The 21,755-nt window shown below is 65.4% G+C and carries 21 protein-coding genes; 12 read left to right on the forward strand and 9 right to left on the reverse strand.

Features of this window, described 5'->3' with window-relative positions; genetic code table 11:
- Positions 1-9 precede the first annotated feature (9 nt).
- Together H8S62_RS14595 and brnQ are read right to left on the reverse strand one after the other, a co-directional pair.
- The gene (locus H8S62_RS14595) at positions 10-450 is read right to left on the reverse strand and encodes a hypothetical protein (RefSeq protein WP_155149782.1); all 441 of its coding nucleotides are present in this window, start codon (positions 448-450) and stop codon (positions 10-12) included.
- Positions 443-1,777, reverse strand: a complete 1,335-nt coding sequence (gene brnQ, locus H8S62_RS14600; RefSeq protein WP_155149781.1) for a branched-chain amino acid transport system II carrier protein — start codon at positions 1,775-1,777, stop codon at positions 443-445. The genes H8S62_RS14595 and brnQ overlap by 8 nt, the downstream gene beginning before the upstream one ends.
- 184 nt (positions 1,778-1,961) lie before the next feature.
- Between brnQ and H8S62_RS14605 the strand changes: the two genes are divergently transcribed.
- Positions 1,962-2,513, forward strand: a complete 552-nt coding sequence (locus H8S62_RS14605; protein WP_155149780.1) for a YdeI/OmpD-associated family protein — start codon at positions 1,962-1,964, stop codon at positions 2,511-2,513.
- Positions 2,514-2,598: 85 nt separating this feature from the next.
- Here H8S62_RS14605 and H8S62_RS14610 read toward each other — a convergent pair whose 3' ends face one another.
- A complete protein-coding gene (locus tag H8S62_RS14610; RefSeq protein ID WP_155149779.1) occupies positions 2,599-2,769 on the reverse strand; it encodes a DUF362 domain-containing protein in 171 nt (56 codons plus the stop codon).
- 140 nt (positions 2,770-2,909) lie between these two features.
- Here H8S62_RS14610 and H8S62_RS14615 point away from each other — a divergent pair, with 140 nt between their 5' ends.
- The 3 genes from H8S62_RS14615 to H8S62_RS14625 all read left to right on the forward strand — a co-directional run bounded on the left by H8S62_RS14615 (position 2,910) and on the right by H8S62_RS14625 (position 6,291).
- On the forward strand, positions 2,910-3,062 hold the full coding sequence (locus H8S62_RS14615) for a hypothetical protein (protein WP_155149778.1): 153 nt from the start codon (positions 2,910-2,912) through the stop codon (positions 3,060-3,062).
- Positions 3,059-5,572, forward strand: a complete 2,514-nt coding sequence (locus H8S62_RS14620; protein WP_186920018.1) for an ATP-dependent Clp protease ATP-binding subunit — start codon at positions 3,059-3,061, stop codon at positions 5,570-5,572. Before H8S62_RS14615 ends, H8S62_RS14620 begins: the two co-directional genes overlap by 4 nt.
- A gap of 191 nt (positions 5,573-5,763) precedes the next feature.
- Positions 5,764-6,291, forward strand: coding sequence for a DUF4358 domain-containing protein (locus tag H8S62_RS14625; protein ID WP_243255710.1), 528 nt, complete (start codon positions 5,764-5,766; stop codon positions 6,289-6,291).
- Between the two features lie 104 nt (positions 6,292-6,395).
- On the opposite strand, the gene H8S62_RS14630 is transcribed toward H8S62_RS14625, so the two are convergent.
- Together H8S62_RS14630 and H8S62_RS14635 are read right to left on the reverse strand one after the other, a co-directional pair.
- Positions 6,396-7,079, reverse strand: a complete 684-nt coding sequence (locus tag H8S62_RS14630; protein ID WP_186920022.1) for a DUF2461 domain-containing protein — start codon at positions 7,077-7,079, stop codon at positions 6,396-6,398.
- Positions 7,080-7,091: 12 nt separating this feature from the next.
- Entirely contained in the window at positions 7,092-7,913 is an 822-nt protein-coding gene (locus H8S62_RS14635) for an RNA polymerase sigma factor (protein WP_186920023.1), read from the reverse strand.
- A 275-nt stretch (positions 7,914-8,188) separates the two neighbouring features.
- Here H8S62_RS14635 and H8S62_RS14640 point away from each other — a divergent pair, with 275 nt between their 5' ends.
- From H8S62_RS14640 to H8S62_RS14675, 8 genes are all read left to right on the forward strand, one after another.
- Positions 8,189-8,629 (forward strand): MarR family winged helix-turn-helix transcriptional regulator, encoded by a 441-nt coding sequence (locus tag H8S62_RS14640; protein WP_155149773.1) that lies wholly within the window; start codon positions 8,189-8,191, stop codon positions 8,627-8,629.
- The gene (locus H8S62_RS14645) at positions 8,629-10,050 is read left to right on the forward strand and encodes an MATE family efflux transporter (protein ID WP_186920025.1); all 1,422 of its coding nucleotides are present in this window, start codon (positions 8,629-8,631) and stop codon (positions 10,048-10,050) included. Before H8S62_RS14640 ends, H8S62_RS14645 begins: the two co-directional genes overlap by 1 nt.
- A 204-nt stretch (positions 10,051-10,254) precedes the next feature.
- Complete coding sequence (locus H8S62_RS14650) at positions 10,255-11,700, forward strand: 4-alpha-glucanotransferase (protein WP_186920027.1); 1,446 nt, start codon at positions 10,255-10,257, stop codon at positions 11,698-11,700.
- A 5-nt stretch (positions 11,701-11,705) separates the two neighbouring features.
- Positions 11,706-12,146 (forward strand): GNAT family N-acetyltransferase, encoded by a 441-nt coding sequence (locus tag H8S62_RS14655; protein ID WP_186920028.1) that lies wholly within the window; start codon positions 11,706-11,708, stop codon positions 12,144-12,146.
- Between the two features lie 22 nt (positions 12,147-12,168).
- Positions 12,169-12,768: a sulfurtransferase-like selenium metabolism protein YedF gene (yedF, locus tag H8S62_RS14660; RefSeq protein WP_186920030.1), complete on the forward strand. Its 600-nt coding sequence runs from the start codon at positions 12,169-12,171 to the stop codon at positions 12,766-12,768.
- Between the two features lie 14 nt (positions 12,769-12,782).
- Entirely contained in the window at positions 12,783-13,043 is a 261-nt protein-coding gene (locus H8S62_RS14665; protein WP_155149769.1) for a putative Se/S carrier protein, read from the forward strand.
- Between the two features lie 25 nt (positions 13,044-13,068).
- Entirely contained in the window at positions 13,069-13,902 is an 834-nt protein-coding gene (locus tag H8S62_RS14670) for a helix-turn-helix domain-containing protein (RefSeq protein ID WP_155149768.1), read from the forward strand.
- 230 nt (positions 13,903-14,132) lie between these two features.
- Positions 14,133-16,385 (forward strand): FAD-dependent oxidoreductase, encoded by a 2,253-nt coding sequence (locus tag H8S62_RS14675; RefSeq protein ID WP_186920032.1) that lies wholly within the window; start codon positions 14,133-14,135, stop codon positions 16,383-16,385.
- Positions 16,386-16,688: 303 nt separating this feature from the next.
- On the opposite strand, the gene H8S62_RS14680 is transcribed toward H8S62_RS14675, so the two are convergent.
- The 4 genes from H8S62_RS14680 to H8S62_RS14695 form a co-directional block, all read right to left on the reverse strand.
- A complete protein-coding gene (locus H8S62_RS14680; RefSeq protein ID WP_155149766.1) occupies positions 16,689-17,618 on the reverse strand; it encodes a DUF1848 domain-containing protein in 930 nt (309 codons plus the stop codon).
- Positions 17,615-19,735 carry a sulfatase-like hydrolase/transferase gene (locus tag H8S62_RS18575; RefSeq protein WP_155149765.1) on the reverse strand — a complete coding sequence of 707 codons (2,121 nt, stop codon included), beginning with the start codon at positions 19,733-19,735 and terminating at the stop codon, positions 17,615-17,617. The genes H8S62_RS14680 and H8S62_RS18575 overlap by 4 nt, the downstream gene beginning before the upstream one ends.
- A 137-nt stretch (positions 19,736-19,872) precedes the next feature.
- Positions 19,873-20,817, reverse strand: a complete 945-nt coding sequence (locus H8S62_RS14690) for a DUF4097 family beta strand repeat-containing protein (RefSeq protein WP_155149763.1) — start codon at positions 20,815-20,817, stop codon at positions 19,873-19,875.
- On the reverse strand, positions 20,814-21,416 hold the full coding sequence (locus H8S62_RS14695) for a DUF1700 domain-containing protein (protein WP_186920034.1): 603 nt from the start codon (positions 21,414-21,416) through the stop codon (positions 20,814-20,816). Before H8S62_RS14695 ends, H8S62_RS14690 begins: the two co-directional genes overlap by 4 nt.
- Positions 21,417-21,755 lie beyond the last annotated feature (339 nt).

Consider the following 21,755-nt stretch of genomic DNA (forward strand, 5'->3'; position numbering starts at 1 on the left):
CGTTCCGGCTCAGTCCTCGTAGGAAGGCGCGATGCTCCCCAGCTCCAGCACCGGGGTATCCCCCAGGAAGCCGGGTCTTTCCCTCCCCTCCTCTATAGTGCGGCAGAAGTAGGCGTACAGCTCGGACTCCCGATACTCCGTGTAGGGGTAATTCTCCAAGGCGTAGCCGTAGTCGATGGTCAGGTACCCCGCCATCTCCAGGTCCCGGAGCATCTCGCCCGTCTCCCTGACCCACTCCATAGTCTCCCCCTTGTGGCGCAGATACACCGGCGCCAGGGCCTCCACGGAAAAGTCTCGCTCCCTGCTGCTCTCCACCATGAAGCGGACCACCGGCAGGAAGTGGTGCTCCTCCAGCTCCTCCAGAAAGGCGATGTGGGCCTCGCTCAGCTCCCGGTGCCCGTGGTGATGGCCGCAGCAGCGGCCGTGGTGCTCGTGTTCATGCTCATGCATTGTGTATGTCTCCTTCTTTTTTGAATGGGGAAAGAATCAGTCCCAGTCCAACGCCCAGGGCCGCCGGGAGGACCCAGCCCAGCCCCACGCCCGCCAGGGGGAGCAGCTTCAGCCCCTCCCGCGCCGCGCCGGGCAGCAGCCCCGCGTCGGCCAGGGCAAACACCACGCTGGCGATCCCCGTACAGAGGATGGCCATGGGGTACACCCTCCGCCGCCCCTCCAGCAGCCGCTGAAAAAAGGACAGCAGGATAAGCACGATGGCCACCGGATAGATGGCATTCAGCACGGGGACGGAGACCCTCAGGATGAGGTCCAGCCCCGCGGCTGCAACGGCCATGCTGACCACGGCGAAGAGGACCGCCCAGGTGCGGTAGGAGAGCCGGGGGAACTGCGTGTGGAAGAACTCGCCGCAGGAGCTGATGAGCCCCACGCAGACATTAAAGCAGGCGACAATGAAAATCACGGCCAGCAGAACGCTGCCCGGCTCCCCGAACAGCGCGGACACAATACGGGTGAGCACCGCCGCCCCGTTGGCGGACGCATCCCCCGGGAACGCGCCCCCGGACAGGGCCCCCACGTGGGCCAGCATGGCGTATACCGCCAGCAGCATGACGCCGGCGATGCACCCCGCCTTCACCGTGCCGCGCACCACCGCCGGATCCTTCTTCACACCCCTGGCCCTGATATTCAGGGAGATGATGATGCCGAAGGCCAGGGCCGCGATGGTGTCCATCGTCTGGTATCCGGCCAGAAAGCCCTGGATCACCGGACTGGCCGCGTAGTCCCCGCTCCGGGGCGCGCCGTAGCCGTTCATGGGGTTGACGAGGCAGCCCACAAAGGTCACGACGATCAGCGCGATCAGGATGGGGCACATGATCTTGCCCAGCCTGTCGGTGAGCTTCTCCGGCCGCAGGGCAACGAGCAGCGCCAGGGCGAAGAAGACGGCACAGTAGGCGAGCTGGAAAAGCCCCGTCGGCGCGTCCGGCCCCAGGAAGGGCGGCACCGCCATCTCAAAGGAGGTGCTGGCCGTCCTGGGAATGGCGAGGCACGGGCCGATGGCCAGATAGGCCACAATGGTGAACACCCTGGAGAAGACGGGGTGCACCCGGTCGCCCAGGGCGCTCAATCCTCCGGCGCGGGCCACCGCCACCACGCCCAGCACCGGCAGCCCCACGGCGCTCACCCCCATGCCCAGCATGGCGGGCCAGGTGAGCGTCCCCGCCTGGGCGCCCAAAAAAGGCGGAAAAATCAAATTTCCCGCTCCAAAAAACATGGAAAAGAGCGTAAACCCTATCAAAAGCAGGTCTTTCCCCTTGAGTTCCCTCATAGTTGACCCCCGTCGGCCCAGAATAGGTATAGTATACCTCAAAAGAGGCCTCTTGCCAATCATATCGTTACGCGCCTCCACGCCGTCAGATCGCAATTCATCTTGCCCGGAGCGCGGAGTCCATGTTATGATGGGCATAACATAACCCGGCTGTCCGCACAACCGGACAAGGGAGGAACGTGCAATGTTGGTCTTTGCAAACAGGCAGGACTTCAGGACATGGCTGTGCGCGAACTGCGCCGCCAGCGGAGGAGTCTGGCTGCTCTTTGGCAAGCCGGGCGGGCCCGCCACGCTGACGGCGGGCGAAGCGCTGGAGGAAGCCCTCTGCTTCGGCTGGATTGACGGGCAGATGCAGCGCCTGGATGACAAATCCTACCGAAAGTACTTCTCCCGGCGGCGGGAAAACAGCAAGTGGTCTGAAAAAAACAAAGCCCTGGCGGTGCAGTTGGAGCGTCAGGGGCTGATGACCGATTTCGGCAGGGAGAAGATCGAGGCGGCCAGGGAGAGCGGCCGGTGGGACGCCCCCAAGCCTCCGGCGGTGACGCAGGAGCAGATCGGGGCCCTGGCGGAGCTGCTCCGGGGGCACGAGCCCGCCCACAGCAATTTTGGGGCGATGCCTCTGTCGGTCAGAAAGACCTACACCCGGGCTTACCTTGACGCAAAGACCGACGCCGGACGGGAAAAGCGGCTCAACTGGATGCTCGACCGGCTGAGCAGAAACCTGAGACCGATGTAACGATTCATTCCCCCTGGATTCCGCCGGGCCGCAAAACAGCGGCGCTGTCATCAGACAGCGCCGCTGTTTTTTGCAGCTATGTAGCTCAGCCCTGGGAGATAGCGCCGGTGGGGCAGGTGTCGGCGCAGGTACCGCAGTCAATGCAGGTATCGGCGTCGATCATGTAGTGCTCATCACCCTGGGAGATGGCGGACACGGGGCAGGCGCCCTCGCAAGCGCCACAGCTGACGCACTCGTTACCAATCACATATGCCAATGGAAACACCTCCAATATCGAATGTATCAGTATTGTACCACAAGATTTTTAAAATGCAATGCTAAATTCTCTTTGAGATGGGTATATTTCTTTGAAACGGTCAAAAATATTTCCAACTGAGAGAAAGGATGGGCACGCATATGACGAAGGAAAAAAGCCCTTTCCATATGGAAGCCGCCGGCAGCCTGACGCCTGAGCTGGAGGGGTCCCCCACCAGCTCCCGACACCCCGGCCGCGCCGCCGTCGCGCAGAAGAAGCCTGCCGGCGACAAGAGGAAGCAGGTGAAGCCATGAGCGAGACCCGGTTTACCGAGCGGGCTCAGGCCGCCCTGCGGCTGGCCCAGGAGAGCTCCGCCGAGCTGGGCCACGGCTACGTGGGCAGCGAGCACCTGCTTCTGGGCCTCTCCAGGGAGGGCCGTGGCGTGGCAGCCCGGGTCCTTCAGAGTGCCGGACTGGAGAGCGAGAACATCCGCGCAACCATCGCCCGGATGGTGGGGGTGGGCGCGCCGGGCGGACGGCCCTCCCAGGGTCTCACCCCCCGGTGCAAGAAGATCATTGAGCTCTCCCTCTCCGAGGCCGCCCGGCTGGGGCACCAATACGTGGGCACCGAGCACCTGCTTCTGGGCATCCTCCGGGAGGGGGACGGCGTGGCCCAGCGGGTGCTGGCGGGGTGCAACGTGGACGCCCGGCGGATGTACGGCGACGTGATGAACGCCCTGGGCGGCGAGGCCCCCAACCCCTTCCGGGGCGGCGGCAGAGCCAGAGTGGAGCGGGAGTACGGCGGCGAGGGCGGCAAGGAGACCAAGCTGCTGGATCAGTTCTCCAAGGACCTGACCCGGGCGGCCTCCTCCGGTATGCTGGACCCGGTGGTGGGCCGGGACGAGGAGATCCGCCGTGTGGTGCAGATTCTCTCCCGCCGCACCAAAAACAATCCCGCCCTCATCGGCGAGCCCGGCGTGGGCAAGACCGCCATCGCCGAGGGGCTGGCCCGGCGCATCGTGGCGGGCCAGGTGCCCGACGACCTGCGGGGCAAACGTATTTTGTCCCTGGACCTCTCCTCCATGGTGGCGGGCACCAAGTACCGGGGCGAGTTTGAGGAGCGGGTGAAAAACGCCCTCAGCGAGGCCAAGCGGGCCGGGGATGTGATCCTCTTCATCGACGAGCTGCACACCATCGTAGGCGCGGGCAGCGCCGAGGGGGCCATCGACGCCGCCAACATCATCAAGCCCGCCCTGGGCCGGGGGGAGCTCCAGGTCATCGGCGCCACCACCCTGGAGGAGTACCGTAAGTATATCGAAAAAGACGCCGCCCTGGAGCGGCGGTTCCAGAGCGTCATCATCCCCGAGCCGGACCCGGAGACCGCCGTGGCCATTCTCAGGGGCGTGCGGGACCGCTACGAGGCCCACCACAAGCTGAAGATCACCGACGGGGCCCTGGATGCCGCCGTGGCCCTCTCGGTGCGCTATATCGGCGACCGCCGCCTGCCCGACAAGGCCATCGACCTCATCGACGAGGCCGCCTCCCACGTGCGGCTGGAGCGCCAGGCCACTCCTCCGGATCTGCGGGAGCTGGAGGACAAGGTGGAGCGGGCCCGCCAGGAGAAGGAGGACGCCATCCGGGGCCAGGACTTCGAGCGGGCCGCCATGCTCCGGGACGCGGAGACCGACTTCCGCGCCGAGCTTGAGCGGCATATGGCCGCCTGGCAGTCCGGCCAGCACATGGGGGCCGTCACCGCCGAGGACGTGGCCGCCGTGGTCTCCGGCTGGACGGGCGTGCCCGTCACCACCCTCACCGAGGCCGAGTCCGACCGCCTGCTCCGTCTGGAGGAGGAGCTTCACCGGCGGGTGGTAGGCCAGGAGGAGGCCGTGCAGGCCGTGGCCAAAGCGGTGCGCCGGGGGCGGGTGGGGCTCAAGGAGCCGGGCAGGCCCACGGGGACCTTTCTCTTCCTCGGCCCCACCGGCGTGGGCAAGACCGAGCTGTGCAAGGCCCTGGCCGCCGTCCTCTTCGGCAGCGAGGAGGCCCTGCTCCGCTTCGATATGTCCGAGTATATGGAGCGGCACACCGTCTCCCGCCTCATCGGCTCGCCGCCAGGCTACGTGGGCCACGAGGAGGGCGGCCAGCTCACCGAGAAGGTGCGGCGCAAGCCCTACTCCGTGGTCCTCTTCGACGAGATTGAGAAGGCCCACCAGGATGTCTGGGGCATTCTCCTCCAGATCATGGAGGACGGCGTCCTCACCGACGCCCAGGGCCGGAAGACCGACTTTCGCAACACCGTGGTGGTCATGACCTCCAACGTGGGCGCGGGACGGATTACCGCCAAGGGCGTGCGCCTTGGCTTCGCCCCGGCGGGGGCCGCCCGGGGGGAGACCCGCCCCATTGAGGAGCTGCGGGGCGCCGTCATGGAGGACCTGAAGAAGGTCTTCCGCCCCGAGTTTTTAAACCGGGTGGACGAGACCATCGTCTTCCGCCAGCTCAGCCGGGAGGAGATCAAGGCCATCGCCCGCCATATGCTCAAAGACGTGGCCGCCCGGCTGGAGAAGCTGGGGGTCTCCCTCCGGGTCACAGGGGAGGCGCTGGAGCTTCTGGCCGGCAGCGGCTTCGACCCGGACTACGGCGCCCGGCCCCTGCGCCGGGCCATCCGCGCCCAGATCGAGGACCCGGCGGCGGAGCTGCTGCTCTCCGGCGGCCTCCGGGCCGGCGGCGGGGCCGTGGTGGACGCGAAGGAGGGCAGGCTCTCCCTCACCCCCGAGGGGCCTCTCCCCGTCCGGATAGAGGCCCGGGAGAAGCCGGAAGCGGAAAAATAAGACGGCAAACAGCGGTCTCTTGACAGATTCGCGCCTGAGGCGGGCGGCCGTCGCCGTCACGGCTCCCTCAGTCCCCGCCGCAGTCTGCTTTTTATTTTTTCTTTTTCACGCGGCGCGGAACCTTTTCCGTCCCGCGCCGTCAAAGGAATTATCACTGGCACAGTGAAAACAACAATTTAGGAGTTATGAAAATGAAACGAATCCTCTCTCTGTCCCTGGCCGCGCTCATGCTGGTGGCCGCGCTCGCCGGCTGCTCCGGCAAGCCCTCCGGCGGCGACGACAAGCAGCTCACCGCAGAGGAGCGCACCGAGCTCTACAAGACCGCCATTGAAAACGCCCGCAGCGCCGAGGACAACGAGTACAACCCCCTCCTCACCGAGACCGACGACGATACCGCCTCCATGATTTTTGAGATGCTGGGCGTCACCGCCGACGACATGAATTCCTTCGCGATCGCCGTCTCCATGATGAACGTCAGGGCTTACGGCATCGCCGCCATCTACCCCGCCGCCGACAAGTCCGAAACCGTGCTGAAGGGCCTAAATGCCTTTGTGGACATGCAGAAGCAGAACTTTGAGATGTACCTGGCGGACCAGTACGAGATTGCCTCCAACGCCCGGGTGGAGACCCTGGAGGACGGCACCATCCTGATGGTCATGTGTGAAGGGCAGGACGACGTCTTCACCGCCATCAAGACCGCCGTCGAGGCAGGCAAGTAATTGACATGATAAAAGCTGCGGGCGTGAGTATCACTCACGCCCGCAGCTTTTATCATACCGCTCTTTATCCGCGCCGCGCCCTCCGTCGCGGCAGTTGGGCCGGCCTATCCCCCCCGCTCGGGCAGTCTGAATCCCTGAAGCGCCCGGTTCAGGTAAGCGTGGAGGGGCCGCATGGCGCGGAATTTCTCCGCCGCCAGGGCGACGAACCGCTCCCGGTCCTCCAGCGCCTCGTCGGGGAAGGGCCGCTCCAGGTACCAGCTCTTCATCTTCAGCAGCTCCCCCTGGGGGAAGTCCTGGGGATAGCCCCGGGGGATCTTCCTCAGCTTCTCCCCCAGCAGGGAAAACTCCGCGGCGAAAGCCGGGTCTGTGACAATCTCCTCCAGCTCCCCGCCGTGCCCCGCGATATACTCCCGCACGTGGCCGGTCATGGCCGTAAGGCCGGGCGGCACGAAGAGCCCGCCGCCGAAGAAGGACCCGCCGGGGGTCACGTTGAGGTAATACCCTACCGGAATGGGCGCCTTCCCTCCGGTGGAGATGTGGGCCCGGAAGGCCGGGTTGTAGGGGGACTTGTCCTTGCTGAAGCGGGTGTCCCGGTTCAGCCGGGATATCAGGTCCCCGGGGTTGAGGAGACCCAGCTCCGGCTCCTCACGGGCCAGCTCTCCTATGATATCCTGTACCAGCGCCACGAAGCTCCCGCGGGCCGCCCGGTATTCCGCCCTGTGGTCGTGCATCCAGTCCAGGGTGTTGTTCGCCTTCAGCCCGCTCAGAAAGGTCATAATCTCGCTCATACTCTCTCCTCCTTATGTGTTTCGGACCACGTCCATCTCCCCTGAGCGCAGAAGCTCCTCCAGAAAGCGTCTGGAGCGCGGGGTGGCCCGGTAGCCGGGCAGGCTGTCGAAGAGGAGGGACAGCTCGTCCAGCCGCTCCATGGCCTGCTTGTACTCCTCCGTCCGTTCCAGCCGGACGTACTCCAGGTTCCGGGGGTCCAGCCGGTGGGTGGCGGCGGCGTAGTCCACCCGCCGGGCGCAGCTGCAGCTTCCCCCGGCGTGGCCGCAGTACTCCCCCAGGAAATCGCCCACCCGCCTGCGGATGCGCGAGAGCCGCTGACGGTACGCCTCGGGCGTCATGTCCAGAATCTCTCCGGCCACCCGACTGTCCGCGCGGAACATGGCGCCCAGGATGAAGATGCAGCGCTCCTCCCGGTCCAGGCACTGGAGCATCACGTTGGTGCAGGAGTACTTCAGCTCCTCCGCCAGCAGCGCCCGGTCCACCCCCTGGCTGAGGTCCGGCATATCCCCCTCCCTGCCGCAGCGGATGTCCTCCCCGTAGTACTCAAAGCTCAGTGGCCGCCGGGCGAACATCCCCTTTTTGTAGCTTTTGAGGTGGTTGACCGCAATGCGGTATACCCAGGTGGAGTAGGCGCACTCCCTGCGGAAGGTGGAGAGCCTTGTCATAATCTTGATGAGTATCTCCTGGGCGGCGTCCTCCGCGTCGGGAACGGTCCCCAGCATCCGCAGGGAGAGGTGGAACACCATGTCCTGGGCCTGCGTCAGCAGCGCCTCCAGCGCGTCCCTGTCCCCTGCCACCGCCAGGTCAATCAGTTTTTCCCGGTCTTGATCCATATCGGTACCTCCTTTATCAGGTTAGACACTCCCCACGGGGATTTGTGACAAAAATTTACGCTCCGGGGCAGGCAAATCTGCGCCTCACTCGGGCCGGCGGGCCCGCTCCCGTCCGATTGTCTCCCAGTATAGCACGGCCCCCGCCCTTTTTTCGCCCGGAATTACCAAAATCGGTTGACATTCCAGGTATTTTAAGCTACCATTGTTCTACTAACAGTTTGCGTGCTAATATTTATATCCGCGGCGCGCGCAAAACGCTCTCAGAGGTGTCATTGATGAAAAAGTACCCCTTCAGCCTGGCTCTGCTCAAGGCCTTCCACGCCCAGAACAATGTGTTCCGCCCCATGATAGCCGAGGTGGGCCTCTCGGTGGGACAGCCCAAGATTATGGATTTTCTCACCCGCCACGACGGCTGTATGCAGAAGGACCTGGCCGCCATGTGCGACATTGAGCCGGCCACCATCTCCCGCCTGCTGGACAAGATGGAGGCCGACGGCCTCATCACCCGCTCGGCGGTGGAGGGCAACAAGCGGGCCGCCGCCATCTCCCTCACCGCGGAGGGGCACCGCCGCCAGGAGACGGTGGTGGGCATCCGCGCCCAGCTGGAGGCCCGGGAGCTGGCCGGCTTCTCCGACGAGGAGCGGGCCCTCTTCTTTGAATTTCTCAACCGGCTCTACCACAACCTCACCAATGACGGCGGAGGGGACGGGAAGTAATGGAGCACTCAGCCAGCGAGGCGCAGTACCTCAAAATGACGGGCACCCCCATCCCCCGGCTCATCACCTCACTTGCGGTTCCCACCATTATCAGCATGCTCATCACGGGCATCTATAATCTGGCGGACACCTATTTCGTCTCCCTTCTCCACTCCGACAGCGCCACCGCCGCCGTGGGCGTGGTCTTCTCCCTCATGGCCCTCATTCAGGCCGTCGGCTTCACCCTGGGCATGGGCTCCGGCAGCCTCATCTCCCGGCTGCTGGGCCGCCAGCAGAAGGAGGCGGCGGATACGGTCCTATCCTCCGGCTTCACGGCCGCCGTCCTCTTCGGCGTGCTGGTGACGGCGATGGGCCTCATCTTCATCGACCCCCTCATGGCGGCTCTGGGCTCCAGCGAGACCATCCTCCCCTACGCCCGGTCCTATGCGCAGTACATCCTCTTCGGCGCGCCCATCATGGCCGCCTCCTTCGTGCTCAATAACGTCCTCCGGGCCGAGGGGCACGCCACCCTCTCCATGGCAGGCATCACCATCGGCGGTATTCTGAATATTGTTCTGGACCCTATCTTCATCCTTCGGGAGATCACCCTCCCCTTCGGCATCGTCCTCCCCGGCCTGAACCTGGGCACCGCGGGCGCGGCCATCGCCACCCTGCTGAGCCAGTGCATCAGCTTTCTCATCCTCTTCTCCTGTTTTCTCACCCGCAAGAGCATCCTGCACCTGTCCGTCCGCAATGTCGCCCGGAGGGGCCGGCAGTATTGGGACATCGTCTGCACCGGCCTTCCCTCCTTCTCCCGCCAGGGGCTGGCGGTGATTGCCACCGTGGCCCTCAACCACGCGGCCATGGTCTACGGCGACCCGGCGGTGGCGGGCATGTCGGTGGTGGGACGGGTGTTCATGCTGATTATCTCCGCCCTCATCGGCTTCGGCCAGGGCTACCAGCCGGTGGTGGGGTACAATTACGGCGCCCGGCGGTTCGACCGGGTGCGGGAGTCCTTCTTCTTCTCCCTCAAAACCGCCTCCGTCATGATGGGTATTCTGGCGATCATCGGCTGGCTGACCGCCCCTCGGGTCATCGGCATGTTCGGCAGCGGACAGATGCAGGAAATCGGAACCTTCGCCATGCGGGCCCAGTGTGTCGGCCTCCTCTTCCAGACCCTGGGCGTCCTGTCCAACATGACCTTCCAGGCCGTGGGCAAGTCCTGGCAGGCCACCTTCCTCTCCTCCTGCCGCCAGGGCGTGTATTTTCTGCCCCTCATCCTGATTCTGCCCCGGGTGGCGGGTCTCACCGGCGTGGAGATTACCCAGCCCCTGGCCGACGTGTGCACCTTCGTCACCTGCATTCCCTTCCTGGCGGCGTTCTTCAGGGAGCTGAAGGCCAAGTCTGCCGAGGACGGCGGCCCCCTCCCGGAAAGCGTCTGAGCGTCCTCCCCCAAAGGCGCCCCGTCCTCTGCGCGGCGGCACTGTCCCCGCGTATCAGCCAGTCCCCGCCCGGTTCACTCCCGCATTTGCGGGAGTGAACCGTTTTTCATCTCTCTCAGCTTTTCCCTCCGTTCCTCTCTTGCCATCTCTCCCCGTGCGTCCTATAATAATAGGGATTAACGCACCTTGAAAGGATGAAATTATGTGAACGGACGCTCCAGCGGCATTCTGCTGCCTGTTTTCTCCCTCCCCGGCCCCTACGGTGTGGGGAGCCTGGGGAAGGGCGCCAGGGCCTTTGTGGACTTTCTGGTCCAGGCGGGCCAGCACTACTGGCAGATCCTCCCCCTGGTCCCCCCCGGCGACGCCGACTCACCCTATATGTCCCCCTCCTCCTTCGCGGGCAACCCCTACTTCATCGATCTGGACGCCCTGGCGGAGGAGGGCCTGCTCACGCCGGACGAGCTGGCCTCCGCCCGCCGGGACACCCCCGACCGGGTGGACTACGCCTTTCTCCGAAAAACCCGCCCCCCCCTGCTGCGCAGGGCCTATGAGCGGAGCGGGGACGCCTGGGCCGCCCATACCTCCGACTTCGTGAAGGCCGCCCCCTGGGCGGGGGACTACGCCCGCTTCGCCGCCCTCCGCGCCCAATTGGATGCGCCGCGGTCCCACTGGCCCTCCCCCGCGCCGGAGCCGGACGGGGACGAGGTGGGCTTCCACCTCTTCCTCCAGACAGTTTTCTTCCGCCAGTGGTTCGCCCTCCGGCAGTACGCCAACGCCAGGGGGGTGTCCATCATCGGGGATCTGCCCATCTACGTCTCGGACGACAGCGCAGAGTTCTGGGCCCGTCCGGAGCTCTTCCAGGTGGACGGGCACGGCAGTCCCTCCGCCGTGGCGGGGGTGCCGCCCGACGCCTTCTCCGCCTCCGGCCAGCACTGGGGAAACCCCCTCTACGACTGGACGGGCCACCGGGAAGAGGTCTTCTCCTGGTGGACAGAGCGGATGGCCTGGGCGGCGGAGCTCTACGACGTGGTCCGCATCGACCACTTCCGCGCCTTCCACACCTACTGGTCCATCCCCGCCGGGGACACGGTAGCCCTGAACGGCCATTGGGAGCCCGGCCCCGGCATGGAGCTGATTGAGCGCATTCAGGCCGCCGTACCAACGCTGAACATCATCGCCGAGGATCTGGGCGACCTGGACGCCGACGCCCTCTCCTTCCTTCAGCACAGCGGCCTGCCCGGCATGAAGGTGCTGGTCTACGCCTTCGACAGCCAGGGCGAGAGCGCCTACCTTCCCCACAACTGCCCGACCGACTCAGTGGCCTATACCGGCACCCACGACACACCTACCTTCGTCCAGTGGCTCTTTGACGAGGCCAGCCCCGCCGACCGGGACTTCGCCGCAGACTACCTCCGCCTCCGCGCCGACGAGGGCTTCGGCTGGGGCGGCGTGGCCGGGGCCTGGTCGACCGCCAGCCGCCTGGCCATCGCCCCCATGCAGGACGTGCTGGGCCTGGGGGCGGACGCCCGCACCAACACGCCCGGCACCACCGGCCCCCACAACTGGTCCTGGCGCGTGCGGGAGGCGGCCTTCAACGGCGACGTGGCCGCCAAGCTGCGGCACATCACCCACACCTATCGAAGGGGGTAAAGTGAATGTCCTTCACTATCCGCGAGGCAGGGCCCTCCGACCTGGACGCCCTGCTCTCCCTCTACTCCTTCCTGCACGCCGAGGACGCCCCGTCCCGGGAGGCCGCCGGGTCGGCCTGGGCGGCCATCCAGGCCGACGCCAACCACCATCTGCTCCTGGGCGTAGAGGAGGGATTCGCCGCCTCCTCCTGCGCCCTGGTGGTGGTTCCCAACCTGACCCGCGCCGCCCGGCCCTACGCCCTCATTGAGAATGTGGTCACCCACCCGGATTTCCGGGGCAGAGGCCTCGCCACCGCCCTGCTGCGCCGGGCCGCCGAGCTCGCCCGGGAGTCCGGGTGCTACAAGGTCATGCTGCTCACCGGGCGCAGGGACGACGCCACGCTGAACTTCTACCGGGGCGCGGGCTTCAACTCTGAGGACAAGACCGCTTTCATCCAGTGGTTATGACTGTAAAGGAGATTTGGTTTTCATGAAAATGATAGATGCAAAGGGCAAACCCTGCCCCACCCCCGTCATTCTCGCCAAGCAGGCCATCGCCGGCGGCGAGGCCGCCTTCCTCATCGAGGTGGACAACCGCCCCGCCGTGGAAAACCTGAAGCGTCTGGCGGGCAATCAGGGCTTCGCCGTCACTGTCCGCGAGGCGGACGGAATCTTTGCCCTGGAGTTCTCCCGCGGCGGCGGGGCCGCCCCCGCCTGCGATGCTGCGGCAGACGCGCCCCTCCCCGCCCCAAGCCGGCATTACACTGTCTTCGTTGGCCGGGACGTTATCGGCTCCGGCGACCGGGAGCTGGGGGCCAACCTGATGCGGATGTTCTTCTACACGCTGGCCAGCGGCGGCGATCTGCCCCAGTCCGTCCTCTTCATGAATGCGGGCGTGAAGCTCCCCGCCCTGGACGACCAGGTGGTCGAGCATCTGAAGGACCTCCGGGCCAGGGGCGTGGAGGTGCTGGTCTGCGGCACCTGCCTGAACTTTTACGGCATTGCGGACAAGCTCCGGGTGGGCACGGTGAGCAATATGTACGACATCGTATCTCAGATGCAGTCCGCCTCCAAGGTCATAACGGTGTAAAGGCAGACTGCTTTATGGATTATTGCGTCATTAGCTTTGAGAGCACCCAGGGCGCCATCCTGGCCCAAAAGCTGCTGGAGGGCGTCTGCCCCGTTCAGGTCATGCCCGTCCTGCGGGAGATCTCCAAGGGCTGCGGCATCTCGGTGCGCTTCGCCCCCGAGCACCTGGACGCGGTGCGCACCGCGCTGGCCTCCTCGCCCCTGGCCCCCGGCGAGTACGGCTTTTACGGCGTCACCGGCGGGGGGAAAACCCTCTCCACCCGGCCCCTGAGCTGAAATCTGCGGGAAGGACGGCTTGCCTATGTACCATAAAATCGGCGTGCTGGCAAAACGCTTTGGCATCACGCCCCAGGCCCTGCGCTTCTATGAGCAGCACGGACTGCTGGTGCCCGACCGCCCGGAGGAGGGCGGGGCCAGGCGCTACCACACCCGCAACTTCAAGTGGCTCTACAGTATCCGCCGCTACCACGACCTGGGTTTCAGCATGGAGGAGACTCTCTCCCTCTTCGCCTGCGAGACCCCCAAGGACCTCTCCGCCATGGTGGGCGCCAAGGAGGCGGAGACGCTCGGCGAGATTCGCGCCCTGGAGCGGCGTCTGTCCGCCCTGGGCAGGCAGAGGGAGGATCTGGCCCGGATCGCCCGCCTCCTCCGCCGCTGCGAGGTGGCCGACATGCCCCGCCTGTGGCTTCTCATCGACCAGGACGGCCAGCGGGTAGACCCGTCCCCCGCCCTCCAGGAGGAAGTCCGGGCGTGGATGCGCTTTCTCCCCTGGGTCTACGCCGCCTCGGTGCTGGACCGCTCCGCCCTGCTCCGGCCGGAGAGCGTGGGCGCGCGAAAGAGCGGCTTTCTGGTGGAGGCGGACACGGCGGAGGAAATCGGCCTCTCCCCCGGCGTCCGCGCGGTCTGTCTGGAGGGCGGCAGGGCCATCCACACCGTCACCACCCTGGACCGCCCCAACGCCACCACCGGCAACCTGCTGGGCCACGTTCTGGACTACGCGCAGGAGCGTGGCCTCACCGTCCGGGCGGACGCGGTGGGCCGCTGCCTCGCCAAAACCGGCGAGCTCCAGTGCCAGGAGGACCTCTGTCCACGGTCGGTCTACTATGAGTACTGGCTCCCCATCGAGGGTGTATGAGGGTCTCCACTCCCCGGCGTCGCTACTCTGCGCTCCGCCGTGTTCACGTTTCATCCCTCCGTCCCCCTATGATGATAAACACACGGTCCCGGCGGATTTTCTCCGCCGGGACCGTTTTTTGTGAAAATTTTGTCGATTCCTCTTGAATCTAAAGCGGCTTTAGGTGCTACGCTCTTCTTGACGCGGCGGACAGTCCGCGCCGAGAAAGAAGAAGGAGGCATCCCCAGCTTATGAAGAGAAGGCATTCAAAACGCGCTTTGGCCGCTCTGCTCACGGCCTGTATGGCTGTTTCCCTTGCGGCCTGCACCCCCCCGGAGGAAGCGCCCTCCCCCACCCCGTCCGCACCGGCCGGAAGCGTCCGGCCCACAGCCGCCGCAGGCGTCTCCGGCGTCTTTGAGGGCTCCGCCCAGGGCTTCGGCGGCGAGGTGACCGTCACCCTCACCCTGACCGACGGCGCGCTCACCGGCGTGAGTGCGGTGGGCGGGGAGGAAACGCCCGACGTGGGCGGGCGGGCCCTGACGCTGCTGCCCGATACCATGCTGGCCTCCGGCAGCGTGGCGGTGGACGGCGTGTCCGGCGCCACCGTCACCAGTGACGCCGTCCTCGCCGCGGCGGCCGCCGCCCTGGCCGAGAGCGGCGCCGTCCTCACAGCCCGGCCCGTCGCCGTGGAGCAGCACATGACCCCCGGCACCTACTACGGCGAGGCCTACGGCAAGTGGAAGGAGGGCACCATTGAGGGCGAGCGCTTCGGCTCCCCCGCCACCATCCTGCCCACCCGGGTGGCCGTCACGGTGGACGAGACCAGCATCCTCTCCGTAGTGGTGGAGGACTGCTCCGACACTCCCGGCTTCACCGACCCCTGCATTGAGCGCATTCCCGCCGCCATCGTGGCGCAGCAGTCCGTGGCGGTGGACACCGTCACCGGCGCCACCCTCACCAGCCAGGCCATTCTCAACGGCGCCGCCGCCGCCCTCACCGAGGCGGGGGCCAATCTGGCGGGCTTCTCGCAGTCCGCCGCAAAGTCCGCTGCCGCCGAGACCCTGGACGCCGACCTGGTCATTGTGGGCGCGGGGGCCGCGGGCACCATGGCCGCCCTTGAGGCCATGGACGCCGGGCTGAACGTGGTTATCCTGGAGAAGTGCGGCAAGGTGGGCGGCACCTCTGTGTGCTCCACCGGCTTCGCCGCCGTCCAGAGCGGTCTGCAGAAGGAGGCCGGGAAGGATGCAAACACCGTGGACGGCACCTTCCAGACCCTGATGGACTTCTGTAAATGGCGGGCCAACGCCCCCCTGGTCTACAAGATTCTGGAGACCAGCGCGGGTGTGGTGGATAAGCTCCAGGGCCTCTGGGACCAGACCGACGACCCCGGCGTGACCAAGGTCAACGACATCGCCCACGACACCGGCAAGGGCACCCACAAATTCGACGTGCTCTACGACCAGTTCCTGATTCCCGGCGGCGTGAACCTCCTGCTGGAGACCACCGCCACCGAACTCATCCAGGACGGCGGCGCCGTCGCCGGCGTAAAGGCCGTAAAGCAGGACGGCACCCAGGTCACCGTCAACGCCAGGGCCACCCTGGTCTGCACCGGCGGCTTCGGCGGCAATGACGAGATGCTCACCGAGTACTTCGGCCACGACAACTTCTACCTCAACGGCCTGGCCACCAACGTGGGCGACGGCCTCAACATGTGCCTGGCCGCGGGCGCGGTCCTCTCCGACGAGGTGGAGCCCCACCTGGCCGAGTTCTGCAGCAACAAGAAGGTGGACTTCTACGCCGGGTACATGAAGTTCATGAACCAGGCGGGCTTCCTGGCCCTGGACCCCTCCGGCCAGCGCTTCGTGAACGAGGAATTCTTCGTCACCCAGGCCCTGTCCTACGGGGCCTCCGCCCTCCGCCGGGCGGGCTACGCCTATCTCATCTTCACCCAGGAGCAGCTGGACGCCATGACGGAGCGGGGCCTCTGGGGCGTACTCTCGGAGGAGACCATCGACAGCCTGAAGCTCCGCGCCCGCATCATCGTCCCCTCCTACTACACCTTGAAGGATGAGATGGACGCCGCCCTTGCCGCGGGCGAGGCATGGAAGGCGGACTCCCTGGAGGCCCTGGGTCAGGCCATCGGCTTCGGCGATCAGGACATCTACCAAAAGTCCATCGAGGACTATCTCAACGTCCTCGCCACCGGGGAGGACCCCCTCTTCGGTAAGCGCTCCGACATGATGCCCGGCCTGGACAAGGGCCCCTACTACGCCGTCCGGGTCATCTCCGCCATCGACGGCACCTACAACGGCATCCGGGTCAACGAGGATATGCAGGCCCTGGGCGGGGACTACCAGCCCATCCCCGGCCTGTACGTGGCGGGCCAGGACAGCGGCGGCTACTTCAGCTACCCCTACTATGAAGGCGCGGGCTGGACCCAGGGCTACGCCTGGACCTCCGGCGCGGTGGCCGCCCGGCACATCGCCGAGACCCTGGCGGACTGATTTCTTCTGCAAAAAGGCGGCCGCCTCCACGTATGGAGGCGGCCGCTGAGCTTGTTAAAGAAGCCCCCGGACTTCTTTAACAGTAAGCTGCATGACGGATGGGGCCCGATTTCATGGGAAAAAGTCGCCCCATCCGTCGTGAGGAGTGTCATTTCTCAGGCGCATGTCCCCAGCAATGACGGATTTTCATTTGACTGCGTCGTCTGCGGACGACGCAGCTCTGCGAGGCTTTCTCCGCAGAGGATTTTTTGACAGCCTGGGCGGCCGCTTTCTGTCATTTTTCCATATGGCCCGGTCCCTGTATCAGAACCATCCGAGCTGCCGCACCTGCAGGGACCTCATCCTCCGCTCGCTGACCGTCTCATCCGCCCGAATCGCGTCGCACAGGACGGGTGAGGCGGGGCTGTACTGCCCGCTCCGCCGGGCCAGCGCCTTGTCGCTGCGGTTGGCGTAGCAGTAGCGGCAGCCGTTCAGGCAGGTGTCGTAAGCCCCGATGTCGATGCTGGCGGCGCAGCCGCAGGCGCTGCGCTGGCCCTTATCCGGCTCGGTTCGGAGCGGACAGCCGGCCAGCCGCTCGATGAGCTGCGCATCAATGCAGCTTCCGCGGCCGATGCCGAATTCGCTCAGGTCGATCTCCTCCGCGCAGGTGACCAGGCGGAAATCCTCTCCCGCCGCCGCCGCAAGCCCCTCCGCCAGGCTCCGCTTCTCCCGGTCGCTGGGTGTACGGGCCCCCAGTTGGCGCAGGCCGGTGCGGATGGCGGCGTACTCGTCCAAAAAGCTGATGGAGCACCGCTCCGCCGCGCCCCGCAGCCGATCCGCCAGGCGTGAGAACTGCTCCAGGTGGAATTCCAGAGGATAGTCCCCGCTCAGCAGAATCGGGTCGTACCGCCAGACCACCCGCTCCGGCCCCAGGGCGTCCGAGAGCCGCAGGAAGGTCTCCGCACGCCGCTCCAGGGGCGGGAGTCTGCGCTCCACATCCGCGCCGTAGGCGTTCAGGGTATACTGAAAGTAGAAGTGCCAGGGCCGGAAGAGGTCCAGGTACTCCAGCATGGGCGCGGGATTCTTGGACCAGAACACGATGCAGTCCACCACCGCCGGAGAGAGGCTCACCCGGCTCACCTGCCGGGGATTCATGGGGTTGCGCACACAGGCGAACCCCTCACTGACCCGCCGTGCCATCCAGTCCGGGTAGCAGGCCGGGATATCCGTCCTTCTGCTGGCACTGATGATCATGGCTCCACCCTCGTCATCTCCCGGGCGATGTAGCCCTCGCCATAGAGAATGTCGTAGACCAGAGTGCGGTAGGTGTCCGCCCTCTCCTCCGCTGCCGTGCCCTCAGGGGGCGCGTAGTACGGGGTGCCGTCCCCCGCCACAAAGAGCCGCTGGCGGTAGAGCAACATATCCGTGAGAGCGGCATCCACCCAGTGGAAGTAGAGGGGCTTCTCCACCCCCGCCCAGTCCAGGATGCCGCTGCCCAGCTCCAGGGTGCTCACCGTCCCGGGGATCTCCGGCTCCGCCTCGTAGTTGTTCCAGACCAGAAAGCGGGTGGTGTGCATCCTCTTCAGCTCCTCCGGGGACCACGCCTTGGTGTCGGCGGTGCTGGAGTAGCCCAGGATGGAGTAGATGGTGCTGTCCGCATCCATGGAGAGGCCGGGCAGGTGGTCCCCCCAGAAGACCACCATCACCGGCTCCCCGCAGGTTTCAAAGTAATCCAGCAGGACCCCCAGGGCCTTGTCCGCGCCGTGGAGTCCATAGAGCAGGGCGTCCACCGAACCCAGCTGCTCCTCGTTGAGCTCATCGCTCTCAAAGCGCAGGCCGGAGGACTCGGGGAATTTCCCCTCAAAATAGGGCTGGTGGTTCTCCATGGAGAGGCCGAAGAGGAGCAGTGGCTTTTCCCTGTCACGCCCCTCAAACTCAGAGATCAGTATATCCGTGAGGGCCATGTCGGAGAGGTAGGGCCCAGCCCGGTCGGCATTCTCGGGGAAGTCGGCCTCAAAGAGGACCTTCTCAAAGCCGATGGCGGGCAGGTTGTCCGCCCGGTTATAGAGCCGGTCGGTATAGGAGTGGACGAACTCAGTGGCGTACCCCGCCCCGGCAAAGGCCTTGACGATGGAGGGGATGCGCTCATAGGAGGAGCCGTCCTTCAGCGACGTGAGGTCCTCGTCCTCCCCCACGAAGGCGATGGGCACGCCGGTCATGACCTCCATTTCCACGTTGCCCGTGCCCCCGGCGTAGGTGTTGGAGAGGAAGTGCCCGGAGGGCCACTCCTCCGCCAGTGCGCGGTAATTGGGGATGGGGTCGTCGATGAAGTCCACGCCGGGGAGTACGGCCTCCGGGTCGCAGAAGCTCTCCGACATGAGGAGGATGACGTTGGGCCGCACGCCGTCCGCCGCTGTGGGCGCGGACTGCTCCGCCGCGTGCCGGGCCTCCACCAGAATGGCGTTCATGTTGTTCTCGTTGTAGGCGTCCGGCTCCTGGACGGCACTGTCCAGAATGCCGCTGTAGATGCCCGCCAGCAGTCCCAGGCGGTCGTTGCGCTGGGCCTGGATCTCGTCCCCCGGCCCGGAGAGGAAGACTGCGGCGGGGGCGAAGTTCGCGCTGCCCAGCAGCACCAGCACCGCCAGCAGGCCGGAGACCGTCCTGCCGTACCAGCCCCAGCCCTGGGCGCGGGTCCGGTGGCCAAAGAGGGCAATCACCAGCAGGAGGGCGGCCAGCACCCCCACGGACCACCAGGTCCCCTCCCCCAAGTCCATCCCCGGGCGCATGAAGCCCGCAATGTCCCCCGCGCGGGCGGCCATGGCCAGGTCGCTGACCAGCAGGGGTACGCCGTTGGCCACCTCCTTGAAATGACTCGCCAGGGAGAGGACGAGCGCGGGCGCGCCCACCAGCAGCGTGGAGAAAAAGAGGCTCCGCGTCAGGGCCAGCAGCAATACGACGAGGGCCAGCAGCAGCGCATAGGTAAAGGCCGCCGCACCGAAGCACCCGCCCATCCACGCGAACACCTCCGCCGCACTTTGGAGGGTGGCGAGCTGACAGCAGAACAGGATGATTGCGGGCCCGAGGAGGAACAGCGGATACCAGACCCAGGACTTGGAGCGCCAAGCCCATTTTTTCCGCGCCTCCTCCGGCCTCTCCTCTTTCCGGCCCCTTCTCCCCCCGGACGCCGGCGTTTTTTCCTCCTCCGGGAGCATACCGTCGGAAACCGGCTCCTCCTGAGGGGCTTTTGTGGGCAAAGCGGGAGCGAGCGCGTCCCCTTCCGCTGCGGCGCGCAGCGCCTTCTCCCGGCGGCGGTTTTGCCGCCTCCTGGCCTCCAGCGTCTTCTGTCTGCTCTTCTTACCGGTCTTGGACACCGCTTCTCCACCTCCTTCGACGTAAAACGCACGTAGAGTTTATTTTAGGCCCATTTTTCCCCGATGTCAACGTCACTTGCACCCAAAAAACCATAAAAAAGCCGCCCGGTAATTGACCGGACGGCTTTGAGTTATTTTTAGCCGAAATAGACGGTAATGTCGCCCATATCGTTGTCGATCTCCAGGTAGTGGGCCCCGCCGCTGCGGCTGACGCTGTGCTTCTGCTCCACGCCGTCGATATAGATATCGCCCATGCTCACGTCCATGTCGTAGCCGTAGTCCCGCCCGGACAGGTCGGTGGAGACGTTCACGTCGCCCAGGCTGCTGGAGATTTCGGTCGTGCCGGCGAAACTTCCGCCGATATCCACCAGACCCATGCTGTTCTCGATATCAAGGGACTTCTCGGTGGTCAGCCGGGCGGCGGTCAGGTCGCCCAGGGAGAGGTCCAGGGTCAGGTCGCGGGCGGTCACGTCGGAAATCTGGAGGTCCCCCAGGGAGAGGGTCATATTTCCCTCGACGATTAGCGCGTCGTAGAGATACACATCGCCCAGGTCGGCCAGGACCTCCATCTTATCGGTCTGGAAGCTGGTCATGCTGATGTCGCCCAGGGCGGTGGTCACGTCCACCTCCTCCATCCGGGCGTCCCGGGGCAGGTAGACCGTGACGGTGCCGCCGTACTTTGTGCTCAGATTGACGCCCACATCGGGCAGCGAGGTGCTCCAGACCTTGAGTCTGCCGTTCTCGTTGGTATAGTGCAGCTCGTAGTTTTTACCGTACCAGGTGAGGTCCACGCCGTAATCGTCGGCCACAATGAAGTTCACATCGCCCATGCTCACGTCGATTTCAATCTTATCGAAGGCCGCCAGGTCCCGTTCCCCCGCGGCGCTGCCGGAGGCGGCCTCTATGGAATCACTGCCGGCGTGGGGGTAAAAACCGGTGAAGCCCACGTTGACGGGATGACCGCCGATATTGACCGTCAGCTCGGTCTGGGCGCCCATGGCCCAGCCCGCACCCATCAGAATCACGCCCACCAGGAACAGCGGCGCGGCCACGCCCGCCAGAACCTTTGCCAGCTTCTTCATGCCATCACCTCCCGCTTATTGCCGCCGCCGAATATCATGCGGCAGAATGCCGCCGTGCCCTTGCCGCAGAGCCCGCACAGGGCCACGCCGCCCAGGAAGAGCAGCAGGCCCAGCGCCGCGATGAAAAGGCCCGCGCCGCCGAAGAACATCAGGGTGGGGATGCCGCCGGAGAAAATGGCGGTGAAGCCGCACCAGATGGAGAAGATGCCGGCCAGCACGCACCCCAGGCCTGCGGCGGCGATGCTGCCCGCCACAGCGAAGAGGGCCACGATGAGGGAGAACACCACAGCCACAGCCGCAATCAGCAGGGGCACCCAGATGGGCGAGAGGCAGGCCAGCAGGACAATCTGTCCCGCGGAGCGCCGGCGGCGCGGCCTGGGCTCGTAGACGTACTGCGTCTCGGTGGGCTTTCTGCCGGCAATCTCGGCGGCCAGCTCCGCGGGGGTGCCCAGCTCGGCGATGATCTCCTGCTCCCGCGCGCTCCCCGCCTCGTCAAAGTACTCCTCGTAGTACTTCATCACATTGTCCAGCTCCTGCCGGGGCAGGCGGTTGCTTAACCGCGCATAGAGCTCCTGAAGATATTCTTCTCTGTTCATCATATAACGCCTTCCTGTCTTCTCTTCTGTCGTTGCTGTCATTATACAGGAGGCCGGGTTTCAAAAACAATAGAGGCTTCCTTAAAATCCTCTTAAAATCCCGCGCAGTCAGAATAAACGCACGGACATACAGCGGCCGGGCGTATAGATCCGCCCGACCGTCCCTTTCCGCCGCTTGTCGCCGAAAAAGGCCCCGGCGATTTTGACACATCCATTGAAGGGCGTGCATTTGTATGTTAATATCGAATATTGGAGTAAGAAAAAATATGCATTGGGCGGCTAAGGCAAGCCCTGGATGATTGTAACCGGGGTTATCATGAGATAACATTTGTGGCTTTGGTC

It is taken from the genome of Lawsonibacter faecis (assembly GCF_014287675.1).
In the GTDB taxonomy this organism is placed as follows: Bacteria; Bacillota; Clostridia; order Oscillospirales; family Oscillospiraceae; genus Pseudoflavonifractor; species Pseudoflavonifractor faecis.